The 22,552-nt window shown below is 56.6% G+C and carries 17 protein-coding genes and 2 riboswitches; of the genes, 15 read left to right on the forward strand and 2 right to left on the reverse strand.

Annotated elements, in window-relative coordinates; translation table 11 throughout:
* The first annotated feature begins 40 nt into the window (after window positions 1-40).
* The 12 genes from ACTUHY_RS09725 to ACTUHY_RS09780 all read left to right on the forward strand — a co-directional run bounded on the left by ACTUHY_RS09725 (window position 41) and on the right by ACTUHY_RS09780 (window position 13,604).
* Complete coding sequence (locus ACTUHY_RS09725; RefSeq protein WP_442827559.1) at window positions 41-556, forward strand: phosphatase PAP2 family protein; 516 nt, start codon at window positions 41-43, stop codon at window positions 554-556.
* Between the two features lie 116 nt (window positions 557-672).
* Complete coding sequence (locus ACTUHY_RS09730) at window positions 673-1,296, forward strand: hypothetical protein (protein WP_442827560.1); 624 nt, start codon at window positions 673-675, stop codon at window positions 1,294-1,296.
* A 59-nt stretch (window positions 1,297-1,355) separates the two neighbouring features.
* Complete coding sequence (locus tag ACTUHY_RS09735) at window positions 1,356-2,285, forward strand: radical SAM protein (protein WP_442827561.1); 930 nt, start codon at window positions 1,356-1,358, stop codon at window positions 2,283-2,285.
* An 18-nt stretch (window positions 2,286-2,303) separates the two neighbouring features.
* A riboswitch (ZMP/ZTP riboswitch) is annotated at window positions 2,304-2,382 on the forward strand.
* 47 nt (window positions 2,383-2,429) lie between these two features.
* A complete protein-coding gene (locus ACTUHY_RS09740) occupies window positions 2,430-3,605 on the forward strand; it encodes a phosphoribosylaminoimidazolecarboxamide formyltransferase (RefSeq protein ID WP_442827562.1) in 1,176 nt (391 codons plus the stop codon).
* Window positions 3,606-4,053: 448 nt separating this feature from the next.
* Complete coding sequence (gene leuA / locus ACTUHY_RS09745) at window positions 4,054-5,742, forward strand: 2-isopropylmalate synthase (protein ID WP_442827563.1); 1,689 nt, start codon at window positions 4,054-4,056, stop codon at window positions 5,740-5,742.
* A 109-nt stretch (window positions 5,743-5,851) separates the two neighbouring features.
* Entirely contained in the window at window positions 5,852-6,367 is a 516-nt protein-coding gene (locus ACTUHY_RS09750) for an NUDIX hydrolase (RefSeq protein ID WP_442827564.1), read from the forward strand.
* On the forward strand, window positions 6,364-7,056 hold the full coding sequence (locus ACTUHY_RS09755) for a Crp/Fnr family transcriptional regulator (protein WP_442827565.1): 693 nt from the start codon (window positions 6,364-6,366) through the stop codon (window positions 7,054-7,056). The genes ACTUHY_RS09750 and ACTUHY_RS09755 overlap by 4 nt, the downstream gene beginning before the upstream one ends.
* Window positions 7,057-7,166: 110 nt before the next feature.
* Window positions 7,167-7,898, forward strand: a complete 732-nt coding sequence (pflA, locus tag ACTUHY_RS09760; RefSeq protein ID WP_442827566.1) for a pyruvate formate-lyase-activating protein — start codon at window positions 7,167-7,169, stop codon at window positions 7,896-7,898.
* A 111-nt stretch (window positions 7,899-8,009) separates the two neighbouring features.
* Window positions 8,010-10,289 carry a formate C-acetyltransferase gene (gene pflB / locus ACTUHY_RS09765; protein WP_442827567.1) on the forward strand — a complete coding sequence of 760 codons (2,280 nt, stop codon included), beginning with the start codon at window positions 8,010-8,012 and terminating at the stop codon, window positions 10,287-10,289.
* A 78-nt stretch (window positions 10,290-10,367) separates the two neighbouring features.
* A riboswitch (SAM riboswitch) is annotated at window positions 10,368-10,469 on the forward strand.
* Window positions 10,470-10,558: 89 nt separating this feature from the next.
* Entirely contained in the window at window positions 10,559-11,380 is an 822-nt protein-coding gene (locus ACTUHY_RS09770) for a MetQ/NlpA family ABC transporter substrate-binding protein (RefSeq protein ID WP_442827568.1), read from the forward strand.
* A gap of 21 nt (window positions 11,381-11,401) precedes the next feature.
* Complete coding sequence (locus tag ACTUHY_RS09775; protein ID WP_442827569.1) at window positions 11,402-12,730, forward strand: M20/M25/M40 family metallo-hydrolase; 1,329 nt, start codon at window positions 11,402-11,404, stop codon at window positions 12,728-12,730.
* Window position 12,731: 1 nt separating this feature from the next.
* The gene (locus ACTUHY_RS09780; RefSeq protein ID WP_442827570.1) at window positions 12,732-13,604 is read left to right on the forward strand and encodes an RluA family pseudouridine synthase; all 873 of its coding nucleotides are present in this window, start codon (window positions 12,732-12,734) and stop codon (window positions 13,602-13,604) included.
* A 27-nt stretch (window positions 13,605-13,631) separates the two neighbouring features.
* On the opposite strand, the gene sfsA is transcribed toward ACTUHY_RS09780, so the two are convergent.
* Both sfsA and ACTUHY_RS09790 read right to left on the reverse strand, forming a co-directional pair.
* Entirely contained in the window at window positions 13,632-14,312 is a 681-nt protein-coding gene (sfsA, locus tag ACTUHY_RS09785; RefSeq protein WP_442827571.1) for a DNA/RNA nuclease SfsA, read from the reverse strand.
* Window positions 14,313-14,333: 21 nt separating this feature from the next.
* Window positions 14,334-15,134 (reverse strand): MBL fold metallo-hydrolase, encoded by an 801-nt coding sequence (locus ACTUHY_RS09790; RefSeq protein ID WP_442827572.1) that lies wholly within the window; start codon window positions 15,132-15,134, stop codon window positions 14,334-14,336.
* 203 nt (window positions 15,135-15,337) lie between these two features.
* Here ACTUHY_RS09790 and ACTUHY_RS09795 point away from each other — a divergent pair, with 203 nt between their 5' ends.
* The 3 genes from ACTUHY_RS09795 to ACTUHY_RS09805 are packed head-to-tail and all read left to right on the forward strand — an operon-like array spanning window position 15,338 to window position 22,401.
* Window positions 15,338-20,275, forward strand: coding sequence for a phosphohydrolase (locus ACTUHY_RS09795; RefSeq protein ID WP_442827573.1), 4,938 nt, complete (start codon window positions 15,338-15,340; stop codon window positions 20,273-20,275).
* Between the two features lie 28 nt (window positions 20,276-20,303).
* Complete coding sequence (locus tag ACTUHY_RS09800; protein ID WP_442827574.1) at window positions 20,304-21,290, forward strand: Rossmann-fold NAD(P)-binding domain-containing protein; 987 nt, start codon at window positions 20,304-20,306, stop codon at window positions 21,288-21,290.
* A gap of 25 nt (window positions 21,291-21,315) precedes the next feature.
* Complete coding sequence (locus ACTUHY_RS09805) at window positions 21,316-22,401, forward strand: flavodoxin family protein (protein WP_442827575.1); 1,086 nt, start codon at window positions 21,316-21,318, stop codon at window positions 22,399-22,401.
* The last annotated feature ends 151 nt before the right edge of the window (window positions 22,402-22,552 follow it).

Below are 22,552 nucleotides of genomic sequence, written 5' to 3' on the forward strand. Positions count from 1 at the left end.
CGTTGGCATGCAACAGCCCCGTTTTCCAGAAAGGAGAAAAATGCATCTCGAACGCCATTATGACCGCACCTATGCCCGGCTGACACGGCCCTTTGCAGGCCATCCCGGCAGGATCCAGGCCCTTCAGCTGGCCAACAATGCCCTGGTGGTGCTGATGTATATCGCGTACCCCTTGCTTTTGGGGGAACTGATCCATAAGGGAGGGCTGGCCGGGAACCTCCTGCTGCAGAAAGCTTTCTGGGTGCCGGCTCTTTCCTTCCTGCTGGTGTCCGTGGTGCGGAGCCGGATCGACCGTCCCCGGCCCTATGAAGCCTGGCCCCTGAAACCTTTGATCTCTCGGGACAAGCAGGGTGAATCCCTGCCCAGCCGTCATGTATTTTCTTCCACCATCATTGCCATGGTGTACCTGTATATCCATCCGGCAGTTGGGGGAATCTTCCTCCTGGTCAGCCTAGTTAGTGCAGCTGTCCGGGTCTTGGGAGGAGTCCATTATCCCAGCGATGTGGCAGCTGGTTTCCTGGCCGGGGTGGGGAGCGGGCTGCTGCTCTGGCTGTAGAGATAATGCGTGACAGGTGTACAGACAGCTTACTTGAATTTTCTTTCAATTTCGCGTATAATAGAGTCGGTATTTTTGACTTTGGAATCTTAACGTTGGGAGATGTGCTGAATCGCATGAATAAAGTCGTACTCACTACTGTGTTGTTTTCTTCCTTGACCATTTCTGTTTCTGCGTCGGCTGCCGGTATGGCGCGCCGGGCTGTGCCCTTCAATTACGGGGCACGTACGTCTTCCCGGTCTGCTGCCAGCGGGTACAAGGTATCCACTCTGGAAAATAGAGGGAAAGGGCTGTCCTATAAGCCGATTTCTACCAAGCAGGCCTATGCCTGGCGGCGGGATTTCGGCAAGAGCAACCTGCGGAAGTGGAGCAGCACAGAAGGCATGGATACTTCTTGGCGGAGCAATGGTACGACTGATACGGCCCATTTCAAGGCCTCTACGGTGGCTTTCCTGGATCATTTGAATGAGCTGGCCCGAAGGAATGGAGTCACTTTTGTGATCACAGGAGGAGCGGAACGGGGATACCATGCACCGGGAACCTATTCCCATGAAAATGGGTACAAAGTGGATATTTCCGATGAGGGAGCCATGTGGGGATCGAAACCTTTCAAAGTCCTGCATCTGGCGCTGGCTCCTTTCAAGCATCAGATCGTCCACGAACTGGACAATGCCCATTATGATATAACCATTTATCCCTATAATTACAGGGGACGGTATTCCTGGGGGTATAAATACTGAGAAAAGGGGGTGCTGCACATTCTGTGCAACACCCCCTCTTGTTACGAAAGGATCTAACAATGACCAAATGTACTCTTTGTCCCCATGACTGTGGGGTCGAACGGCCTGGGGCCGATGGGGCTCCAGGGCAGCTGGGGTGGTGCCGGATGCCCTGGCGGCCCCGGGCGGCCCGGGCCGCTCTCCACCTATGGGAGGAACCCTGCATCAGCGGTACTTCCGGAGGCAGCGGCACCGTGTTCTTCTCTGGCTGCACGCTCCAGTGCGTGTTCTGCCAGAACAGCGAAATCAGCAGCGGGGGAAAAGGCTGGGAGATGACCGCTGACGATCTGCGCCGGATCTATCAGGACCTGATCGCTCAGGGAGCCCACAATATCAATCTGGTGACGCCCACCCATTTCCTGCCCACCATCCTGGAATCTCTGGAGCCGGAACTGCCGGTGCCGGTGGTGTACAACTGCGGGGGATATGAAAAAGTGGAGACCCTTCGGCAGCTGGAAGGGAAGGTCCAGATCTATCTGCCAGACCTGAAGTATGTCAGCGAAGAAGCCGCCTGGCGGTACAGCCATGCCCGGAACTATTTTGCCGTGGCCACAGCTGCCATCCGGGAGATGTTCCGACAGACGGGTCCTTATGAAATGGATGGGGAAACGGGGCTGCTGAAAAAAGGCGTGATTATCCGGCACATGATCCTGCCGGGACAGGTGGAGGACAGCAAGAAGATCATCGACTGGGTGGCAGGGGAATTCGGTCCCGGTCAGGTGCTCTTCAGCCTGATGCGCCAGTATTTGCCCTGTGGCCAGGCCAAGGAGGGAAAGTATCCAGAAATCGGCCGGCCCCTGTCAGAAGAGGAATACCAGGAAGTGGAAGACTACCTGTTCCAGAGCTCTATCGAGGATGGATTCGTCCAGGAATCCGGCTCCGCCGACAGCCAGTTCATCCCGGCCTTCGATGGGACGGGGGTGAAGGAACAGTTGACCATTTCCCGCTGACAATGCTATAATTGAATGGACAGATCATGTGACTGACGGAAGTGGGTTTACCCACAGGGAGCATGGTCGTAGAATGCCGACCGTCTGGGCACCTGCTGTGGCCCGGGGTCGGCTTTTCTTTTTGACCCTAAGGAGGAATCTTTCATGAAAGAACTAAAACTGAAGTATGGCTGCAATCCCAACCAGATCCCGGCCCGGATCTTTATGCAGAGCGGGGCGGACCTGCCCATTACGGTGCTCAACGGCAGACCGGGGTACATCAACTTCCTGGATGCCTTCAACAGCTGGCAGCTGGTGCGGGAACTCCGGAGAGCCACCGGGCTTCCGGCCACTGCTTCTTTCAAACATGTAAGCCCGGCTGGGGCTGCCGTGGGCCTGCCTTTGACGGATACCCTGAAGAAAATCTACAGTGTGGAAGGCATGGAACTGTCCCCGCTGGCCAGTGCCTATGCCCGGGCCCGGGGTGCCGACCGGATGAGTTCTTTCGGGGATTTCGTAGCTCTGTCCGACGTATGCGATAAAGCTACGGCTCTGGTGCTCCAGCATGAGGTATCTGACGGGGTCATTGCGCCCGGATACGAACCGGAAGCTCTGGAAATCCTGTCCGCCAAGAAAAAGGGCAACTACAATGTGATCCAGATCGACCCGGCCTACGAACCGGAGGAACTGGAAACCAAGCAGGTCTTCGGTATCACCTTCGAACAGAAACGGAACAACGACCACATTACGGAGGACCTGCTCCAGGATCGGCCTACCAAGAACAAAGAAATCCCGGAAGCTGCCCGGCGGGATCTTTTGATCGCTATGATCACCCTGAAATACACCCAGTCCAACTCTGTGTGCTATGTAAAAGACGGGCAGACCATCGGTGTGGGTGCTGGCCAGCAGTCTCGGATCCACTGTACCCGTCTGGCTGGGGACAAGGCGGACAAATGGTGGCTGCGCCAGTGCCCGAAGGTCCTGGATCTGCCCTTCAAGGCGGATATCCGGAAGCCGGATAAGGACAATACCATCGATGTGTATACTTCTGACGACTGGGAAGATGTACTGGCTGATGGGGTCTGGGAAAACTTCTTCACGGAAAAACCGGAACCTCTGACCCGGGAAGAACGGAAGGCCTGGATCGCTAAGAATACCGGGGTGGCCTTGGGATCCGATGCCTTCTTCCCCTTTGGGGATAATATCGAACGGGCCCATCGCAGCGGGGTGGAATACATCGCCCAGACCGGGGGCAGCATCCGGGACGACAATGTGATCGCCACCTGCGACAAATACAATATCGCCATGGCCATGACCGGCGTACGGCTGTTCCATCATTGATAAAAAGGGGGTCTGAAGGCCCTTGTCGCGACCGAAGGGGTGAATCTTTCCACCCCTCCATCTTTTTCAAACATTTTTCCTAAAACATGTTGACAACCGTTATAAAAAACTTTATAATAGGCAACATCAAGTTAAAAATTGTAACCAAAAATGACTGCGAAGGAAAGAATATCAGAAAACGGGTTCCCAGAGAGTCGACAGTTGCTGTGAGCCGATAATCCGTTTCTGAATGATAACTGGTTCCTGAGTCGTCCGGGTGATACGTAGTCCGGGACGGGAGACCCCGTTATAGGTCTTAGCCTTATACCGATCGGTAAGAGGTGAAAGGGTCGGCCAGATGGCCGGCTGAATTAGGGTGGTACCGCGTGGAATCCATAGCCTCGCCCCTACAGTATACTGGGGGCGGGGCTTTTTCTATCCCGCCTCAGAAAACAAGGAGGAAACGATTATGCATAAGCCCATTAAAAAGTACATCCCTTTCCAAGGAGTCAGCCTGCCGGACCGTACCTGGCCGGACAAGACCATCACCAAAGCTCCCATCTGGTGCAGCGTGGATCTGCGGGACGGGAACCAGGCCCTGGTGACCCCTATGCAGCTGGAAGAGAAGCTGCTGCTGTTTACCACTTTGGTGAAAATCGGCTTCAAGGAAATCGAAGTAGGCTTCCCTTCTGCATCGGAAACGGAATATGAGATCCTCCGGACTCTGATCGAAGACAATTATATCCCGGATGATGTGACCATCCAGGTGCTGGTCCAGGCCCGTCCGGAACTGATCAAGAAGACGTTTGAAGCGGTGAAAGGGGCCAAGAATGTCATCATCCACTTCTACAATTCTACATCCACGCTCCAGCGGAAGATCGTATTCCGGAAGGATATGGAAGGCATCACCAAGATTGCTGTGGATGGGGCCAAACTGATCAAAGAACTGACGGAAAAAGAAATCGCCAAAAGCGGCATGAACATCCGGTACGAATATTCACCGGAAAGCTTCACCGGTACGGAAACCGATTACGCGGTGGAAATCTGCGAAGCGGTGCTGGATACCCTGGGTGCCACCAAGGAGAACCCGGTGATCATCAACCTGCCGTCCACTGTGGAAATGTCTACTCCCAATACCTATGCGGACCAGATCGAATACTTCATCCGCCACATGAAGGATCGGGAACGGGCCATTATCAGCCTCCATCCCCACAATGACCGGGGCGAAGGGGTCGCGGCTACGGAACTGGCCCTGATGGCCGGCGCTGACCGGGTAGAAGGGACCCTGTTCGGCAACGGGGAACGGACCGGGAACGTGGATATCGTTACCCTGGCGCTCAATATGTACACCCACAATGTGGATCCTCAGCTGGATTTCTCCCACATCAACCGGATCAAACGGATCTGTGAAAGTGTCACCAAGATGAAAGTGGAACCCCGCCATCCCTATGCTGGGGAGTTGGTCTTCACCGCTTTTTCCGGATCCCATCAGGATGCCATCCGGAAGGGCTTCAAGTATATGGCCGATACCAACAGCCGGTACTGGGAAGTCCCCTATCTGCCCATCAATCCGGCGGATATCCATCGGGAATATGAACCGGTGATCCGCATCAACAGCCAGTCCGGCAAAGGGGGCGCCGCTTTCGTGATGCAGCAGGCAGTGGGCTATTACCTGCCTAAGGAGATGCATCCGGAATTCGGTCATATGGTGAAGGAAGCCGCCGACGAATATGGGGACGAACTGTCCGCTACCCAGATCGTGGAACTGTTCAACAAGAAATACGTGGATTTCCGGGGTAAGTACGATCTGGGAGCCCACAAGGTCTACGATAACCATGACGGGGACGAAAACACCAGCACGACCTTCGAAGGAGACATCAAGGCCGACGGGACGGAAATGCACATCACCGGCACGGGCAACGGGCCCATCGATGCCTTCTTCAATGCGCTGAATAAAATCGGAGTGGACGGGTTCGAATTCATCAACTACCACGAACACGCCATTTCCCAGGGCTCCAATTCCAAGGCCATTTCTTACATCGAATTGAAGAAACCGGACGGAAAACACATCTTCGGGGTGGGGATCCATCCCAATATCAACACGGCTTCCCTGTTGGGCATCCTCAATGCCATCAATCGGGCCATTGCCCAGCAGTAAGAATATGGGGCTGTTGCACAGGACGTGCAGCGGCCCCTTTATCTATTGCGTGCAGTAGGCCCTTTGCCGTATAATGGAAGAAATATTTTCTGATGAAAGAGGCACCGAAATGGAATACTGGGATATCTACGACAGCAGGAAACAGCTCACGGGGAGGAAGATGCTCCGGAACGATTGGCAAATGGAACCGGGAGATTACCATCTGACGGTATTGGCCCTGATCCGGGATGCCCAGGGGCGGATCCTGATCACCCAGCGGAAGGCCGACAAAGAATGGGCTCCCCTGAAATGGGAGATCCCAGGAGGAGGCGTCCGGGCGGGCGAAACCTCTCAGGAAGCGGTGCTCCGGGAAGTGGCGGAAGAGACCGGGCTCCATTTCAGCCCGGAGCAGGCCTGCTGCATCCATACCTACCGGAACGACAGCCCGGAGGAACGGAACAATTATTTTGTGGATATCTATGAATTCCAGGGCGATTTCGTCCCAGGACAGGTGGAAGTCCAGGAAGATGAAGTCGAGGACTTCCGTCTGGCCACAGTGGCGGAAATCCGGGAATTGGGAGAGAGAGAGGATTTCCTCCACTATCAACGGCTGGCAGACTTCCTGGAAAAAGGAGAAAAGAAATGACTGCGATGGTGCCGGAACAGTGCAGGAGCTGCCGGGGAGAATGTCTGAAGAACGTGGAATTCCTGGTGGGTCTGCCCCCGGAAAAAGTGACCACTCTGCTGCGCCGGGCGGTGCGTCTCACGCTGCCCAAGGGAGGCTGCCTGTTCCACGAAGGGGAACCTTGTGACGCCATCTACATCATCCACCGGGGCCGGGTGAAGCTGAGCACCTACGATCAGGACGGACTGGAGCGGATCGCCGGCATCTTCGTGGAACACGACACCATGTGGGAAGGGGTGCTGATCCCTGACAGCCGCTATTCTGCCTCGGCCATTGCCATGACGGAGGTGGAGTACTGCAAGCTGGCCCGGAAAGATTTCGAAGAAGCCATCCAGGAGCCGGAAGTGGCTATGCGGATCATTGCGCTTTTGAGCAAGAAGCTCCACGACGCCAACCGGAGGAACCTGCTGAAGAGCATTTCCAACCCTAAGGAACGGGTGGCCGGACTGCTGCTGTACCGGTACCGGCGGCAGGCCAGCGATACCATCACCCTGCGGCTGGAAGAAATGGCCGGCAGCCTGGCCCTCCGCCCGGAGACCATCAGCCGGAAGCTGAAAGAATTGGAGCGGGAAGGCTATGTGAAAAAGACCGGCCAGAGCAGCATCAAGATCCTGGAACCGGACCGGCTCATGGAATTGGTGAATTATTGACCTGAATCAAGGAACCTTTCTTCCAAAAAACATACAATGACCCTGTCAAGAGGTACGGAAACCATGACCCCTTGCCGGGGTCTTTTCTTTTATCATCAAGGAGGTTCATCATGATCCAGGGACGCATCCATTCCATTGAAACCTTCGGGTCCGTAGACGGGCCCGGCACTCGCTTCATCATCTTTGTCCAGGGCTGCCACATGCGCTGCCTGTACTGCCACAATGTGGATACCTGGCAATGCGGCCAGGGAGGCCAGCTGAAAACTGCCGACGAACTGCTTGACCAGGCGGAACGGTATCGGCCTTACTGGGGGCCGGAAGGGGGCATCACCGTCAGCGGCGGGGAACCCCTGCTCCAGATGGACTTCCTCCTGGATCTGTTCCGGAAGGCCAAAGCCCGGGGTATCGGCACTTGCATCGATACCGCCGGCCAGCCTTTTACCCGGAAGGAGCCCTTCTTCAGCCAGTTCCAGCAGCTGATGGAAGTGACGGATATCCTGCTGGTAGACGTGAAGCACATCGACCCGGAAGCCCATAAAAAGCTCACCGGGCAGCCCAACGAGAACATCTTAGACTTGTTCCGGTATCTGTCGGACATCCAAAAGCCCATCTGGGTGCGCCAGGTGCTGGTGCCTGGATGGACCGATGATCCAGGGTCTCTGAAGCGGACCCGGCAGTTCCTGGACACCCTTACCAATATCCAGCGGGTGGAGGTGCTGCCCTACCACAATATGGGACTGTACAAATGGGAACAGCTGGGCATCCCCAACCAGCTGAAGGACGTGAAACCGCCCACCCAGGAAGCAGTGGATCAGGCCCGGGAGATTTTGGGAGCCATATAAAAATAGTTAGCTTTAGCAAACTTGATTCCAGTCAAGGTTTTCCAACGGGAAAAACGGTATGATTAGGCCATCAAAAACGAAACCATCAGGAACTCAAAAGGAGGATCTGTAATGAACAGCATCAATCAGAATGTTGCATGGAGAGGTTTTAAAGGCATGAAATGGACGGACGACGTGGATGTCCGGGATTTCATCCAGAACAACTATACCCCTTATGACGGGGATGAAAGCTTCCTGGCAGGCCCTACGGAAGCCACCAACAAACTGTGGGGGAAGGTCCAGGAACTCCAGAAGGAAGAACGGGCCAAAGGCGGCGTGCTGGACTGCGAAACGGAAGTGGTCTCCAGCCTGACAGCATACGGCCCCGGCTACATCGATGAATCCATGAAAGACCTGGAACAAGTGGTGGGCCTCCAGACCGACAAGCCGCTGAAACGGGCCTTCATGCCCTATGGTGGCATCAAGATGGCAGAAGAAGCGGCGGAAACTTACGGCTACAAAGTGAACCCCAAGTTCCACAAGATTTTCACCGACTACCACAAGACCCACAACCAGGCCGTGTTCGATGCTTATACCGCTGAAATGCGCAAAGCCCGTCACAGCCATATCGTAACCGGTCTGCCTGATACCTATGGCCGGGGCCGGATCGTGGGGGACTACCGGAGAGTGGCCCTCTACGGCATCGACTTCCTGATCGACAAGAAAAACGAAGACCTGGACAACTGCGGCTGCGGCGTCATGACCGATGACATCATCCGGCAGCGGGAAGAACTGGCGGAACAGATCCGGGCCCTGAAGCAGATGAAGGAAATGGCCAAAGTCTACGGCTATGATATCTCCGCTCCGGCCAAGAACGCCAAGGAAGCTGTCCAATGGCTGTACTTCGGCTACCTGGCTGCTGTGAAGACCCAGAATGGGGCCGCCATGAGCGTGGGCCGGATCTCCACCTTCCTGGATATCTATATCAGCCGTGACCTGGCCGAAGGGACCCTGACGGAAGAACAAGCCCAGGAACTGATCGACCACCTGACCCTGAAATTCCGCATGGTGAAATTCGCCCGGATCCCCTCCTATAACCAGCTGTTCTCCGGCGACCCGGTATGGGCCACCCTGGAAATGGCCGGCATCGGCATGGACGGCCGGCACATGGTCACCCGGAACGACTACCGGTTCCTCCACACCCTGGAAAACATGGGGCCTTCTCCGGAACCCAACCTGACTGTGCTGTATTCTTCTGCACTGCCGGATAACTTCAAGAAATACGCCGCCCACATTTCCATCACCACTTCCTCCATCCAGTACGAAAACGACGATGTGATGAAGCCGGTATGGGGCGATGATTACAGCATCTGCTGCTGCGTATCTGCCACCCAGACCGGGAAGGAAATGCAGTTCTTCGGGGCGCGGGCCAACCTGGGCAAATGCCTGCTGTACGCCATCAACGGGGGCAAGGACGAAAAATTCCTGACCAAGGACGGCAAACACATGCAGGTAGGGCCGGAATATGCACCCATCACTTCCGATGTGCTGGATTATGGCGAAGTGATGCACAAATTCGACCTGATGATGGACTGGCTGGCCGGGCTGTATGTGAACATCCTGAACCTGATCCAGTACATGCATGACAAATACTACTACGAAGCGGCTGAAATGGCCCTGATCGACACCGATGTGCGCCGGACCTTTGCCACCGGTATCGCCGGGTTCTCCCATGTGGTGGATTCCCTGTGCGCCATCAAATATGCCAAAGTATCAACGGTCCGGGATGATTCCGGCCTGGTGGTGGACTACAAGATCGAAGGGGACTTCCCCAAATACGGCAACGATGATCCCCGGGCGGATGAAATCGCCGTGTGGCTGCTGAAGACCTTCATGACCAAGCTGCGGAAGCACTACACCTACCGGAATTCCGAAGCCACCACCTCCATCCTGACCATCACTTCCAATGTGGTGTACGGCGGCGCCACCGGTGCCCTGCCTGATGGACGGAAGGCTTACACCCCGTTCGCTCCTGGTGCCAACCCGGCCTATGGTGCGGAACAGAACGGCCTTCTGGCATCCCTGAACTCCGTAGCCAAACTGCCGTACGAATACGCGCTGGACGGGATTTCCAACACCCAGACCATCGCTCCGGAAACCCTGGGCCACAACGAAGAAGAACAGAAAGCCACCCTGGTACGGGTGATGGACGGTTACTTCGACCAGGGAGCCCACCACCTGAACGTGAACGTGTTCGGTGTGGATAAGCTGATCGACTGCATGGAACATCCGGAAAAACCGGAATACGCCAACTTCACCATCCGGGTATCCGGCTACGCGGTGAAATTCATCGACCTGACCCGGCAGCAGCAGCTGGACGTCATCGCCCGCCGCGCCCACCAGAAGATGTAACTGTTCTCACCTCAGTTACAAAAAGTCCTTGACTTTCCTAGTCAACTAGTGTAGAATCAAAACCATCAAAATCACATACCTTCATCGAGAGCAGCAGAGGGATTTGGCCCTATGAAGCTGCGGCAACCCCCGGACGGGAAGGTGCCAATTCCAACAGGGATCTTCCCTGGCAGATGAAAAGCGAGCTCAGTCATCGGAAACGCCATCTGCCCAGCAGGTGGCGTTTTTCTTATGAGGCTTTCGGGAAGGCAACAAAGGAGAGATGTTGAATGAAACTGAAGAAATGGATGGCAGCAGTGGTAACCGTCCTGGCTCTGGCCAGCCTGGTCAGCGGCTGCGGCAGCGACAAGAAAGCGGCAGCGCCGGCGGAAAAGAAGACCATCACTGTAGGGATCACCCCCGGGTATTCCGAACAGATCATGGAAGTGGTGAAGAAGGAAGCGGAAAAGCAGGGACTGAAGGTGGAAATCAAGACTTTCTCCGACTACGTGACCCCGGACCAGGCCCTGGCCCAGAAAGACATCGACCTGAACTCCTTCCAGCATGAACCTTTCCTGCTGGCCTTCAACAAAAAGAACGGCACCAAACTGGTGAGCATCGGCAAGACTTACCTGGCGCCCCTGCGGCTCTATTCCACCAAGATCAAGAATGTGGCGGACATCAAGGACGGAGACAAGATTGCCATCCCCAACGATCCTTCCAACGGAGGCCGGGCCATCCTGATGCTGAGCAAGCTGGGCCTTTTGAAAGTGAACCCTGATGTAAAGGCCACGGAACTCACCGTCAACGATATTACGGAAAACCCGAAACACCTGCAGATCGTGGAACTGGAAGCTGCTCAGCTGCCCCGGAGCCTGGATGACACAGCCGCTTCCATCATCAACGCTGGCTATGCCAATTCCGCCGGCCTCTCCACGGACCTGGCCATTGCCAAGGAAGACAACACCAGCCCCTATGTGAACATCATCGCCGCCCGGGAAGAGGACAAGGATAACCCCACCTACAAGAAGTTCGTCCAGATCTTCCAGAGCCAGCCGGTAAAGGATTATATCCTGGAAAAATGCAAGGGCAACCTGGAACCTGCCTGGTAAATAAGAAAGAAGGGAAACGTCGTGAGTCTGACAGAAGAAGAAAAATATACCGCCCATCTCCAGCGGTTCATCCAGTGTGCCACCGTGTCCAACGCCAATGTGGACAAAGTGGACTGGAGCCAGTTCGAGAAACTCCATGAGGCATTCCGGGAATTCTATCCCCATATTTTCAGACTGATGGAGCTGGACCAGGTAGGCCAGGCCGGCCTGCAGTTCCATCTGAAGGGCACGGGCAGTGACAAGAAGCCGCTGCTGCTCATGGCCCATCAGGATGTGGTGGAAGTGGGGGACGGTCGCCAGTGGACCTTCGATCCCTTCGGGGGCGAACTGATCGATGGCTGCATCTGCGGCCGGGGCACCACCGACTGCAAGCATCTGTTGCTGGCGGAAATGGAAGCGGTGGAAGCCCTGCTGGGGGAAGGCTGGCGGCCTGCCTATGACCTGTATCTGTCCCTGGGGTACAGTGAAGAAGTGTACCTGGAAAACGATGTGGACGGAGCGGAAAAACTCACCCGGAACCTGGAACAAAAGGGCGTCCGTCTGGGTACCGTAGTGGATGAAGGGGGCGGCCTGTTCCCGGCGGGGGACAAGCTGGAAGCCAAGATCGGGGTAGCGGAAAAATCCCCGGTGAACTTCGAGATCTACGCCAATTCTCCCGGAGGCCATTCCAGCCGTCCGGGGAAGGGCACGGCCCTGGGGACTTTGGCCAAAGCCATTGTGGCCATCGAATCCCATCCGTTCCCTTACCGGTTCACCCCCCTGACCCTGGCCCATCTCCAGAAAAGCGCCAAGCTCCAGGAAGGCAGCCGCCGGGCCATCTATGCAGATCCGGAGGGCCACTGGAAGGAGCTGTGCCAGTTGGCCCAGGAAGATCCGGCACTGGACGCCCTGCTCCACACCACCATCGCCTTTACCATGGCCGAAGCCAGCAAGCAGCCCAATGTGCTGCCCAGCCATGCAGCCGCCCAGATGAGTGTCCGGGTGCTCCAGGGAGATACGGTGGAATCCTGCGAAGAGTATTTCCGCCAGTTCCTGCCGGAAGGGGTGGAAATCCGCCACGTGTCCGGGAAGGACCCGCTGCCTGCTTCCGACCCCCAGGGGTACGGGATCCAGGTGGCAGAAAAGGTCTTGAAAGAGCAGTACGGGGATAAGGTGGATGTGGTGCCTTTCCTGATGCTGGGAGGCACGGACAGCCATTATTACAAGCGGATCGCCGACAATGTGATGCTGTTTTCCGGGTATTGCTGGGATGGACGGTGGGGAGCAGCCCACCAGGTGAACGAAAAGATCCCCGCCGATGCCCTGAAGGGCAGCGTGGACTTTTTCAAGAAGTTCCTGCGGGAATATTGAGATGGAACTGACCTATCTTGTCGATGGGGCCCATGCCGGATACTGCGTACGCCAGGCAGCCCGAGGCCCCATGCACCTTTCGGAAAAGCTCTGGCGGAAAATCAAATGGAACGGTACCATTACGGTGAACGGATCCCCGGTTTCCAGTCCTTCTCACAGGCTGGAAACCGGGGACCGGCTTGTATTCCGCTGGGAAGAAAAAGCGGCGGTGATCCCCGTCCATCTGCCCCTTTCCCTTTTGTATGAAGATGAGGACCTGCTGGTGGTGGATAAGCCGGCGGGGATGCTGATCCATCCTACTTATGCTGGGGCACGGGATACCCTGGTCCAGGCCGTGGGAGGGTATTTCCGCCGGACCGGACAGCACTGCGGCATCCATCCCCTGTACCGGCTGGACCGGGATACCACCGGGGTCCTGATAGTGGCCAAATCCGCTTTTGCCAAACACGCCCTGACCCGGGATCACAGCCAGATCTGCCGGGAATACCTGGCCATCTGTGAAGGCAGGCTGGAACTGGGCACAGGCGGGATCTGCCATCCCATCGGCCGGGTGGCAGAAGGAGTGGACCGGTGGATGGTACGGGAAGATGGCAAGACGGCCATCACAGATTACCAGGTGCTGGGCTTCCGGGGAAACAATACTGTACTGCGGATCCACCTGCTCACCGGACGGACCCATCAGATCCGGGTCCATTTTGCCCATGCAGGCCATCCGCTGTTGGGGGATCCTCTGTATGGCCAAGAGCACAGCAGTCTGGAGCGCCAGGCCCTCCACGCCTGGACCGTCCGGTTCCGCCACCCTCGGACGGGAGAGGAGATGTTCTTCCAGGCGCCTGTACCGGAAGATATGAGAAAGGGTTTGCTGCACGAGTGAAAGCCATACACGTGCAGCAAACCCTCTTTATTTTATCTGTACTGGTACCTTTTTCCCGATGGACAGGGAAGCAGGGGCCACCTGGCAGTCGTAGGCCAGGATCTGGACACCGGCTTCCTGGGCCTCCAGGAGAGCTTGGCCGAAATCCGGATCGGTTTTCCAGTTAGGCTCGAAATGGTCCACATTTTCCATCTGGATCACTAGGAATACATAGGCGCCGTATCCTTCCTGGCTGGCCCGGATCAGTTCGTGGAGGTGCTTGGCTCCCCGGGCCGTAGGGGCATCAGGGAAGCGGACCACTCCACGGTCTTCCAGGGTGACGCCTTTGACTTCCAAAAAGGCTTTTTGGCTGCCTTGTTCCAGGTAAAAATCGAAACGGGACTGGTCGTACCGATATTCCGGCTGGATCCGGGTAAGACCGGGGAGACCGCCCTGTTCCAGCCATTCCTGGACCACTTTGTTGGGCGCCTGGGAATCCATATTGATCAGCCGGGACCCTTTTTCCACGGCCACCAGGTCGTATTTCGTCTTCCGTTCGGGATTATCGCTGGCCGTCAGGTAGACAATGGCACCGGGGACCAGCAGTTCCCGGCAGCGGCCGGTATTTTTTACATGGCAGGTCTCTTCCCGGCCGCCGATCTCCACCTGGGCGATGAACCGGTTGGGCCGGGAAAGGAAGCGGCCGGAAGTGATGTTGGGATAGTGCATGAGAGATCGCTGCGTCCTTTCTTACCACAATTTCAGGCATTCCAAATCGTCCGGTACGTAGAGGTTCCCTTTATAGTATCCTTTCCCTTCAGCGGTGTAGAGGATCTTCCGCTGGGGGAGGCGGGTATCTTCCGTGTGGTACAGGATCAGATTGGGGACCTGGAGCCTGTCTCCGTTTTCACAGGCTTCCCGGACCGTGGAATGGTGCTTTTCGTAGGGACGGAACCGTTCCCGGTCCCGGTAGAGACAGAAGGCCTCGTGGAGCAGCCACTGGCTCCCGGCCAGCTGGGTGAAATTGGCATCGTTCAGGGGTTCATCTCCGCAGCAGCCCAGCTTGTGCCCCTTGCTTTCCAGGGTGTAGCCGAACTGTCGGGCTTTGGTGGAATGGATATCAAAAAAAGTCACGTCCCAGCCCCGGACCTTCCGGGTCTCCCCATCTTCTACCGGGATGAAATGGAGCCGGGTGTCCAGGAATCCCAAATCCCCTGGGTCCAGCAGCAGGGACGCAGTAGAGCGGAGCAGGTGGATCACTTCCTCGTGGCCGTAGATCCGGGCCTCTCCCACATAGGTGCCCCGTTTCATGGCCTTGACGATCATCCGGATGAGCCAGAAGATCCCTAGGACATGGTCCATATGCCGGTGGGTCACGAAGATATCTTTGATCTTCTGCCAGGGGAGACGGGCCCGCTGGAGCTGCCGCAGGATCCCATTGCCCCCGCCCCCGTCTACCAGCAGATAGCGCTCATTCTGGCGCAGGACATAGCAGGTGTTGTAGCAGCGGGTGGAAATGGCATGCCCTGTGCCTAAAAATAAGATTTCCATAAATCACATTTCCTTCCATTAAACTATTTATAGTATACTCTATAGAAGCAGTAGAAGAAAAGAGGGCAGGGAAAAGTGACAAGTGACGGGCAGCGTCGCTGCCCCTAGACAGAGGAGGGTGTTACACGTGCAGCACTCTCTTTTTCCGTGTTATAATAGATGTATCATTGACAGAATAGTATCTCTAGTCTGGGAGAAACGATATGAAAGAGATGGAAAATACGATCAGCCTATGGGAATCGATCCAGGAGGCCATGGACACGCCCGCATACTGCAAAGCCGTTGGCCTCACTCCAGAACAGGTGCAGCAGCAGCTCCGATCCTGCCGTCTGGAAGAAGCCTGTCCGCTTTTGGAAAGCACGGCTGACCCGCAGGGACGGTTTTCGGCTTCGACCGTGCTGGAAATCCTCCGGGGCTTCCTGCCGGTCCTGGCCGATGAACCGGACAGGGGCTGGCTGGCCGACTGTTACCGCTGGCTGCTGAGGAAGCTTTTCCCAGAGACCACGGATCCGGAAGACACGGAAACGGCTGCCCGGTATGAGGCGGGACGGCGTACCCTGCTCCAGATCCTCCGGGGGCTGTACCATTACGAAAAGCTCCGCTGTCCCTTCGATCCCCGGATGAACATCGCCCTGCTGCCGGTGAAGGAAGTCAGGAAGGAACACTATACCCGGGAATACCTGCGGTTCTGCACATTGGTCCGGGACCGCTACCTGTACGAATTCATGCGTCTGGGGACGGAAGTGACCCCCTACAACACCCTGGGCCATATCGGCGGGGTGGCCTATGTAGCGGTGTTCATGGCCCAGCAGCTGCATAAACGGGGCGTCCCGGTGGATGTGGCTCTCATCGCTGGGGCAGCGGCTGTCCATGACATGGGGAAATACGGCTGCAAAAAAGGGGAGGAGAAACGGGTCCCCTACCTCCATTACTATTACACGGATCTTTTTTGCGAACGGGAAGGATTGCCCCAGATAGGGCACATCGCGGCCAACCACTCGGTGTGGGACCTGGAACTGGAAAATCTCTCCGTGGAATCCCTGCTGCTGATCTATGCCGATTTCCGGGTGAAAAGTTCCCGGGACCGGGAGGGAAAAGAAGTAGTCCATTTCCATACCCTCCAGGAGGCCTTCCAGGTGATCCTCAGCAAACTGGATGACGTGGATGGAGCCAAGCGCCAGCGGTACCAGAAGGTATATATGAAACTGGCAGATTTCGAAGCCTATATGGAAGAAATGGGCGTCACCACGGAACTGCCGGCCGATTTCGCTCCGGTACCCCACCAGGAAAAAGTCCGGACCCGGAGGGAAAATGTCCTCCTGGAAGGAGAGGACGTGGTCCGGCAGCTGAAGTACGCGGCCATCGCCCATAATATCCGGCTCATGAGCCTGTTCCGCAGCGAACGGGATTTCGGAAATCTCATCGAAGCCGCCCGCAGCGAGCAGAATTGGAAGAATCTCCGGGCGTATATCAGCATCTTTGAAGAATACTCCACCTACATGACGGAACGGCAAAAACTGATGACCCTCCAGTTCCTGTACGAACTCCTGAGCCATCAGGAAGAAGATATCCGGGTCCAGGCAGCGGCCTTGATGGGGAAAATCGTGGCCAATTTCAATGAAAGGTACACCAAGGAACTTCCCAAAGGCGTGTTGCTGCCCCGGAAGAAGATCACCAACCGGATCTTGTTCCGGCAGTACTTGGAACAGATCATCGATCCGGAGCGGCGTTATACCCAGCAGCATAAGAACCGGATCGGCTCCTGCCTGGGTCCCTTTGTCCGGTCGGTGCTGGCCACCCGGTATCAGCGGCTGGGGACGGCCCAAGCCAACATTGCGGAGGAAAAGTATCCGGCGGCGCCTTATCTGGAAGTATTGGCAGAGTGGTACCAGATGCCTTCGCCGGCTCTGGAACAGAAGATGATCCTGCTCCAGGCCCTGCTCTTTCTGCGCCCGGAAGACCTGACCGAGGGATTCTGCCGGACCGTAGAGAAAAATTTGGCAGAAACCGGACAGGATCCCAGCCTGATCCTGCGGATCGGGGCTCTTTACAGTACCCATCATCTTTTCGGGAACCAGGGGGATGGAACGAACTTCATCCGGCAGCTGCTCCGGACCATGGACTTGCCGGAAGATCCCCAGGCTTTTGCAGAAACAGAAAGCAGCCTCTTCCTGGAGGACCTGAAATCCGGGGTCCACTGGATGATCAAGATGGCCAATATCCATCTGATGTGCCATGCCCTGCTGCACCGGAAGGAAGCGGGCAATGTGATGCATCTGGGGATGCACCTGTGCAATTTGGTGAAGGTCAGTGAATATCTGGCAGTGCGCCAGGCAGCGGGGGAGGCCCTGTTGGAAATCACCGACTCCATGACCTATGCCCAGCGCAACGAAATGGCAGTGGAACTGTTCAACGGATTGGAGATCGGAGATCTGCAGATCACCAAATACGTGCCGGAATATCTGGGCCGGATGATCCTGAAGCTGCTGCCGGAAGAACTGGACGAATTCTTGACCTCCCTGCGGGAAGATATGGATTCCACCAATTTCCAGCTGGCCGGGGCGGCGGTGGATACCATGGGGGTGGTTCTGGAAAATTTCCAGGCCTTTGCTGACCGGTTCCCCGAGGAAAGAGAACGGAACAGAGAACGCCAGCTCCAGCTGCTCTATTCCATCCTCCGGGCCTTCGCCCATTACAATCGGGAACTGAGCCGGGATGCTTTCCAGGATCTGGCCGCGTACGTATTCCGCAGCCCCCAGATGCCGGAAGGCCAGAAGCATTTCCTCTTCCTCCACAGCTGCAAGAAGATCTGGGTGCTGCTGAACGAAAATACAGAAGCCAAACTGGATTTTTACAGCAATGCGGCGGTCTTGAACCATCTGTATCGGTATATCGGCCGGGTGGAAGCCCTGCAGGGCGGTTTCGTCTTCCCGGAAAAACGGCGTGTCTGCTTCTATCCCGGCACTTTCGATCCCTTCAGCAGCGGGCACAAGGCAGTGGCCCGGCGGATCCGGGATATGGGATTCGTGGTGTATCTGGCCCTGGACGAATTTTCCTGGTCCAAACATACCCAGCCCCGGCTCATGCGGAGGAAGATCATGAATATGTCCGTGGCCGATATGGAAGACATCTATCCCTTTTCAGAAAACCTGCCAGTGAATATCGCCAATCCAGAAGACATCCGGAAACTGAAAGGGATCTTCGCCCAGAAAGAACTGTATCTGGCCGTAGGTTCTGACGTGGTGGAGAACGCTTCGGCCTATCGGCTGGACCCGGCGGAAGATTCCATCCATTCGGTGAACCACATCATCTTTGAACGGGAGACCCGGGAGAATTCCAACTGGTATACGGATGCCCCGGCCCGGCAGGAAAAGGAGAAGACAGCGGAAAAACAGATCCGGGGAAAGATCCTCCATTTGAAATTGGATAAATTCTATGAAGATGTGAGTTCTACCCGGATCCGGGAAAACATCGATCAGAACCGGGATATCTCTGCTCTCATAGACCCGGTGGCCCAGAATTTCATCTACGCCAACAACCTGTATCTCCGGGAACCCGCCTATAAACATGTGTTGGAGGCCCGGGAAATCGGCATCGGAGACTTCCAGCCCCGCAGGTGGGAAGACATGCCCCATCTGGCGGAGATGCTGGCCGGGAAGGGCGCCGATGGCCTCCTGCTCCAGCGCTATCTGGCCTGGCAGGGGAAGGACGGCCGGCCAAAGGTCTATACCCAGTATGTGGACAGCGGAGAACAGGGAGGGCATCTGGCCGCTTTCGGAGCCGTGCATCAGGTGCCGGTCCAGGAACTGCTCCTGGAATTCCGGGATCCCCGGGTGGCCGAACATGTGCGGGAAGAAGCCTCCGGACGCATTGCGGCCCTGGGGTATTTTGCCGTCAGCGGGGACAGTTCCATTTCCCATCCAGGACAGATCCTCCTGACAGAGATGATGACGGAACTGATCAACCGGGATTTCACCTATGTGGTCTATCATCCGGTGGATCCTTCCGGCTATGGGGAAGAAGCGGTGGGGGCGCTGATCCGCCAGGGCTTCGTGGATATCGCTCCGGAAGGATCGCCCCATCCCGTCTATGCGGTCCAGATCAAATCCCCGGTGGTGCTCTTCCGGGATGTGGAGACCACCATCAAGAATCCTTTCAATAAGGATCCCAGGGTCCTGCGGGCCCTGGACCGGGCCCATAACAATCTCCTCCGGGTGCTCCGGCGTCTCTATCCTGGGAAGTTGATCCTTTCCTTCAACCCCAGCGCCATGCACTACCGGATCATCCAGAAAGTGGCCCGGCTGAACGGGGTCTCTACCTTAGAAGACCCTAGGAAGCGGCGGGGACCCTATATGTCCGTCCCCTTTGGGAAGGCCCTCAGCGATGTGCTGGTGCCCAATACGGTGACCAAGGCCCTCCATATCGAAAAATACTTCAACCGGTCCGTCAAAGGGTTCACTTTGGCCGAAGCCCACCACTATGCCACGGTGGACAACCAGGTGAAGACTATCCGGTCCTTCCGCCGGCCCGTGATCCTCATCGATGACCTGCTGGAAAAGGGCCACCGGATGCGGATGCTGACTCCTTATCTAAAGAAGAACGATGTGGAGGTCCAGGAAGTGCTGGTAGGGGTCATGACCGGGAATGCCATGGATCTGATGGCCCAGCAGGGGATCCACTGTGAAAGTGCCTATTTCCTGCCTTCTTTGGAACTGTGGCTCAACGAACGGGACTGCTATCCCTTCATCGGAGGGGACAGCATCGACAATGCCAACAACTACAGCGGATATGACCGGAATCCTTCGGTGAACCTGATCCTGCCTTATGTGAAGCCGGAATTCATCTGCCGGGGCGAGGCGGATGCGGTGAATCTCTATTCCCTCACCTGCCTCCAGAATGCCCGGCTGATCATGGAGACCCTCCAGGACGAATACCAGGCTCTGTATGAAAAACGGCTCACTCTGAAACGGCTGGGAGAAGTGCTCTCTGTGCTCCGGATCCCAGATATGGATATCGGGGTGAAGTTCGATGCCAACATGGATCCCACCCGTTTCATCGAGAATGACATTGAACGGCTGATACGGCTGCGCTGGGGGGAAGCCGGCATCAGACTGCAGGAAAGGAACCGGGGCGGCGAATGAGTCCTCCCCTTGGAAAGGAGCAAATCAGATGGAAAAAGAATGGTATCATATCAGTGATCTGCCCAGAGAAGCAGGGGTGGAAGCCCCGCTTGCCCTGGCAGGACGGCCGGCTCTCCCGGCGAGGAAACGAGTGCACATCCTGGCCCTGGGGGACGTAGGCAGGACCATGCTCCTGGGGCTCCGGCTCCTGGGAGCGGACCAGATCGCCTCCATCGGCCTCTGCGACCTGAATGAAAAGAACCTCCGGCGGCTGGAAATCGAGATCAACCAGATCCGCTATCCTTTCCCCACTGGAGAACAAGTGCTGCCGCCTGTGGATATCGTCACAGAAGACAGGCTCTTTGCCTGTGATGTGTTCATCTTCTGCGCCACCAAGGGCACACCGCCCATCGGGGCCAAGGGGGATATGCGGATGGTGCAGCTGGAGGCTAACCGTGGACTGGTCTGCCATTTCGGGCAGTTGGCCAAGCAGGCTTCCTTCCGGGGCCTGGCCTGCATCGTCTCCGATCCCGTGGACAACCTGTGCCGGGCCTTTTGGGAAAGTTCCGGCCTGGCGCCCTGGCAGGTCCAGGGGTACGGGCTGGGCGTCATGCATGCCCGGGCCTGCTACTATGCGGAAAGAGATCCCCGGCTGCACCATTACCTCACAGAAGGCCGGGCCTTCGGCCCCCATGGCCAGGATCTGGTGATCGCCGACAGCCTGGAACAGTATGATGATGCCCTGTCTAAAGAACTGACCCAAAAGACGGTGGGCTGCAACCTGGAAGTCCGGGCCCTGGGCTACAAGCCCTACCTGGCACCCGCTCTTTCCAGTGCGGCCCTTTCCATCCTGCTGACCCTCCGGGGAGCCTGGCATTATGGCTCCCTGTACCTGGGAGACCGGGAAGAAGGGGCTTTCCTGGGCCTGAAGAACCGGCTTACGGAGACTGGGTTCGAATATGAGGATGCAGCTCTGTGCCCGGCTCTTTACGGACGGATCCGCCAGGCCTATCTCAATCTGTGCCGGATGAAGTGACCGGCTGCTGCAGGAAGGGATTGCTATGTTCTATGTGATCAAGCTGGGGTGGCAGGAAGAGAAGGAAACCGGACGGGTGGATCGGGTCCTGGCCAAGGCCCTCCGGGAACGTCCCCACCAGGTGGTGGAAGGGATCAGCCATTTTGCCCGCCTCTTTCCGGAAGGAGGCCCCCAAGGGCCGGGGCTCCAGCGGCTGCTCTTCGTGGTGAACCTGGCCCGGGGCGGTATGAGCCTGGGATTTGCCCGTCTCATCGCCTATATTTCCCAGCACCGGCACTGTCTGGAACACTGCGTGGGCAGTGTGGTGGTGGATGGGGCGGAAGAACTGTTCACCAAGAAAGCCGGAAGGCAGATGATTTTCCTGGCCAACCGGTCCGGCTGCAGTTTTCCCGGTGCGCCTCTGGTAGAAGCCACCGGGTCCCTGTACAATTTCAACATCCAGGCGAAGATCCAGGGCGTGGACAACCTGGAAGCCTATGGCAACGCCGTGGAGCGGCTGGTGGAGCAGCTCCTGGCTTTCCAGGGAGCCCCGCTGCCGGAGGGAGGACAGCATAAGATCGCCCTGTTCCATGCCAGCAGCCGGAAGACATCCAATACCCTGCTCCTGTGGAGTCTGATCCGCCGGCAGATCGGCAGCCGGGCCCAGGTCCGGGAAGTGAACCTGCGGAATGGCACGGTGGTGGACTGCCGGGGCTGCAGCTATGAAGCCTGCCTCCATTTTGGAGAACAGGGGGACTGCTTCTATGGAGGGGTCATGGTGGAAGAGGGGTATCCTGCCATCCGGGAAAGCGATACCTTGGTATTCTGCTGCCCCAATTACAATGATGCGGTGAGCGCCAACCTCATGGCCTTCTTCAACCGGATGACGGCTCTGTACCGGACTGATTTCCGGGAGTTTGCCAAGAAACGGATCTTTGCTCTGGTGGTCTCCGGTTACAGTGGGGGAGATATCGTGGCGGAGCAGGTCATCGATGCCCTGAACTGCAATAAGCGGTTCCTCCTGCCGCCCCATTTCGCACTGATGGAAACGGCCAACGACCCGGGGAGCATCCTCCAGAACCAGGGCCTGGAAGAAAGGGCCGCAGAGATGGCGGAAAGGATCGTAGGGTAGGATCCCTGCGGGAAGCATCGGAAGAAGGGGCTGTGAAATAATAGCTCCATGAAAACGAAAGGGACTTTCGATTCTTGTGAATCGAAAGTCCTTTTTCGTGTTAGAATTTAACTGCTATGAAAAACCTAACTGTGTATTATGGTACTCCCAA

It is taken from the genome of Acidaminococcus nyctereutis, from assembly GCF_052216985.1.
GTDB classification, from domain to species: Bacteria; Bacillota; Negativicutes; order Acidaminococcales; family Acidaminococcaceae; genus Acidaminococcus; species Acidaminococcus fermentans_A.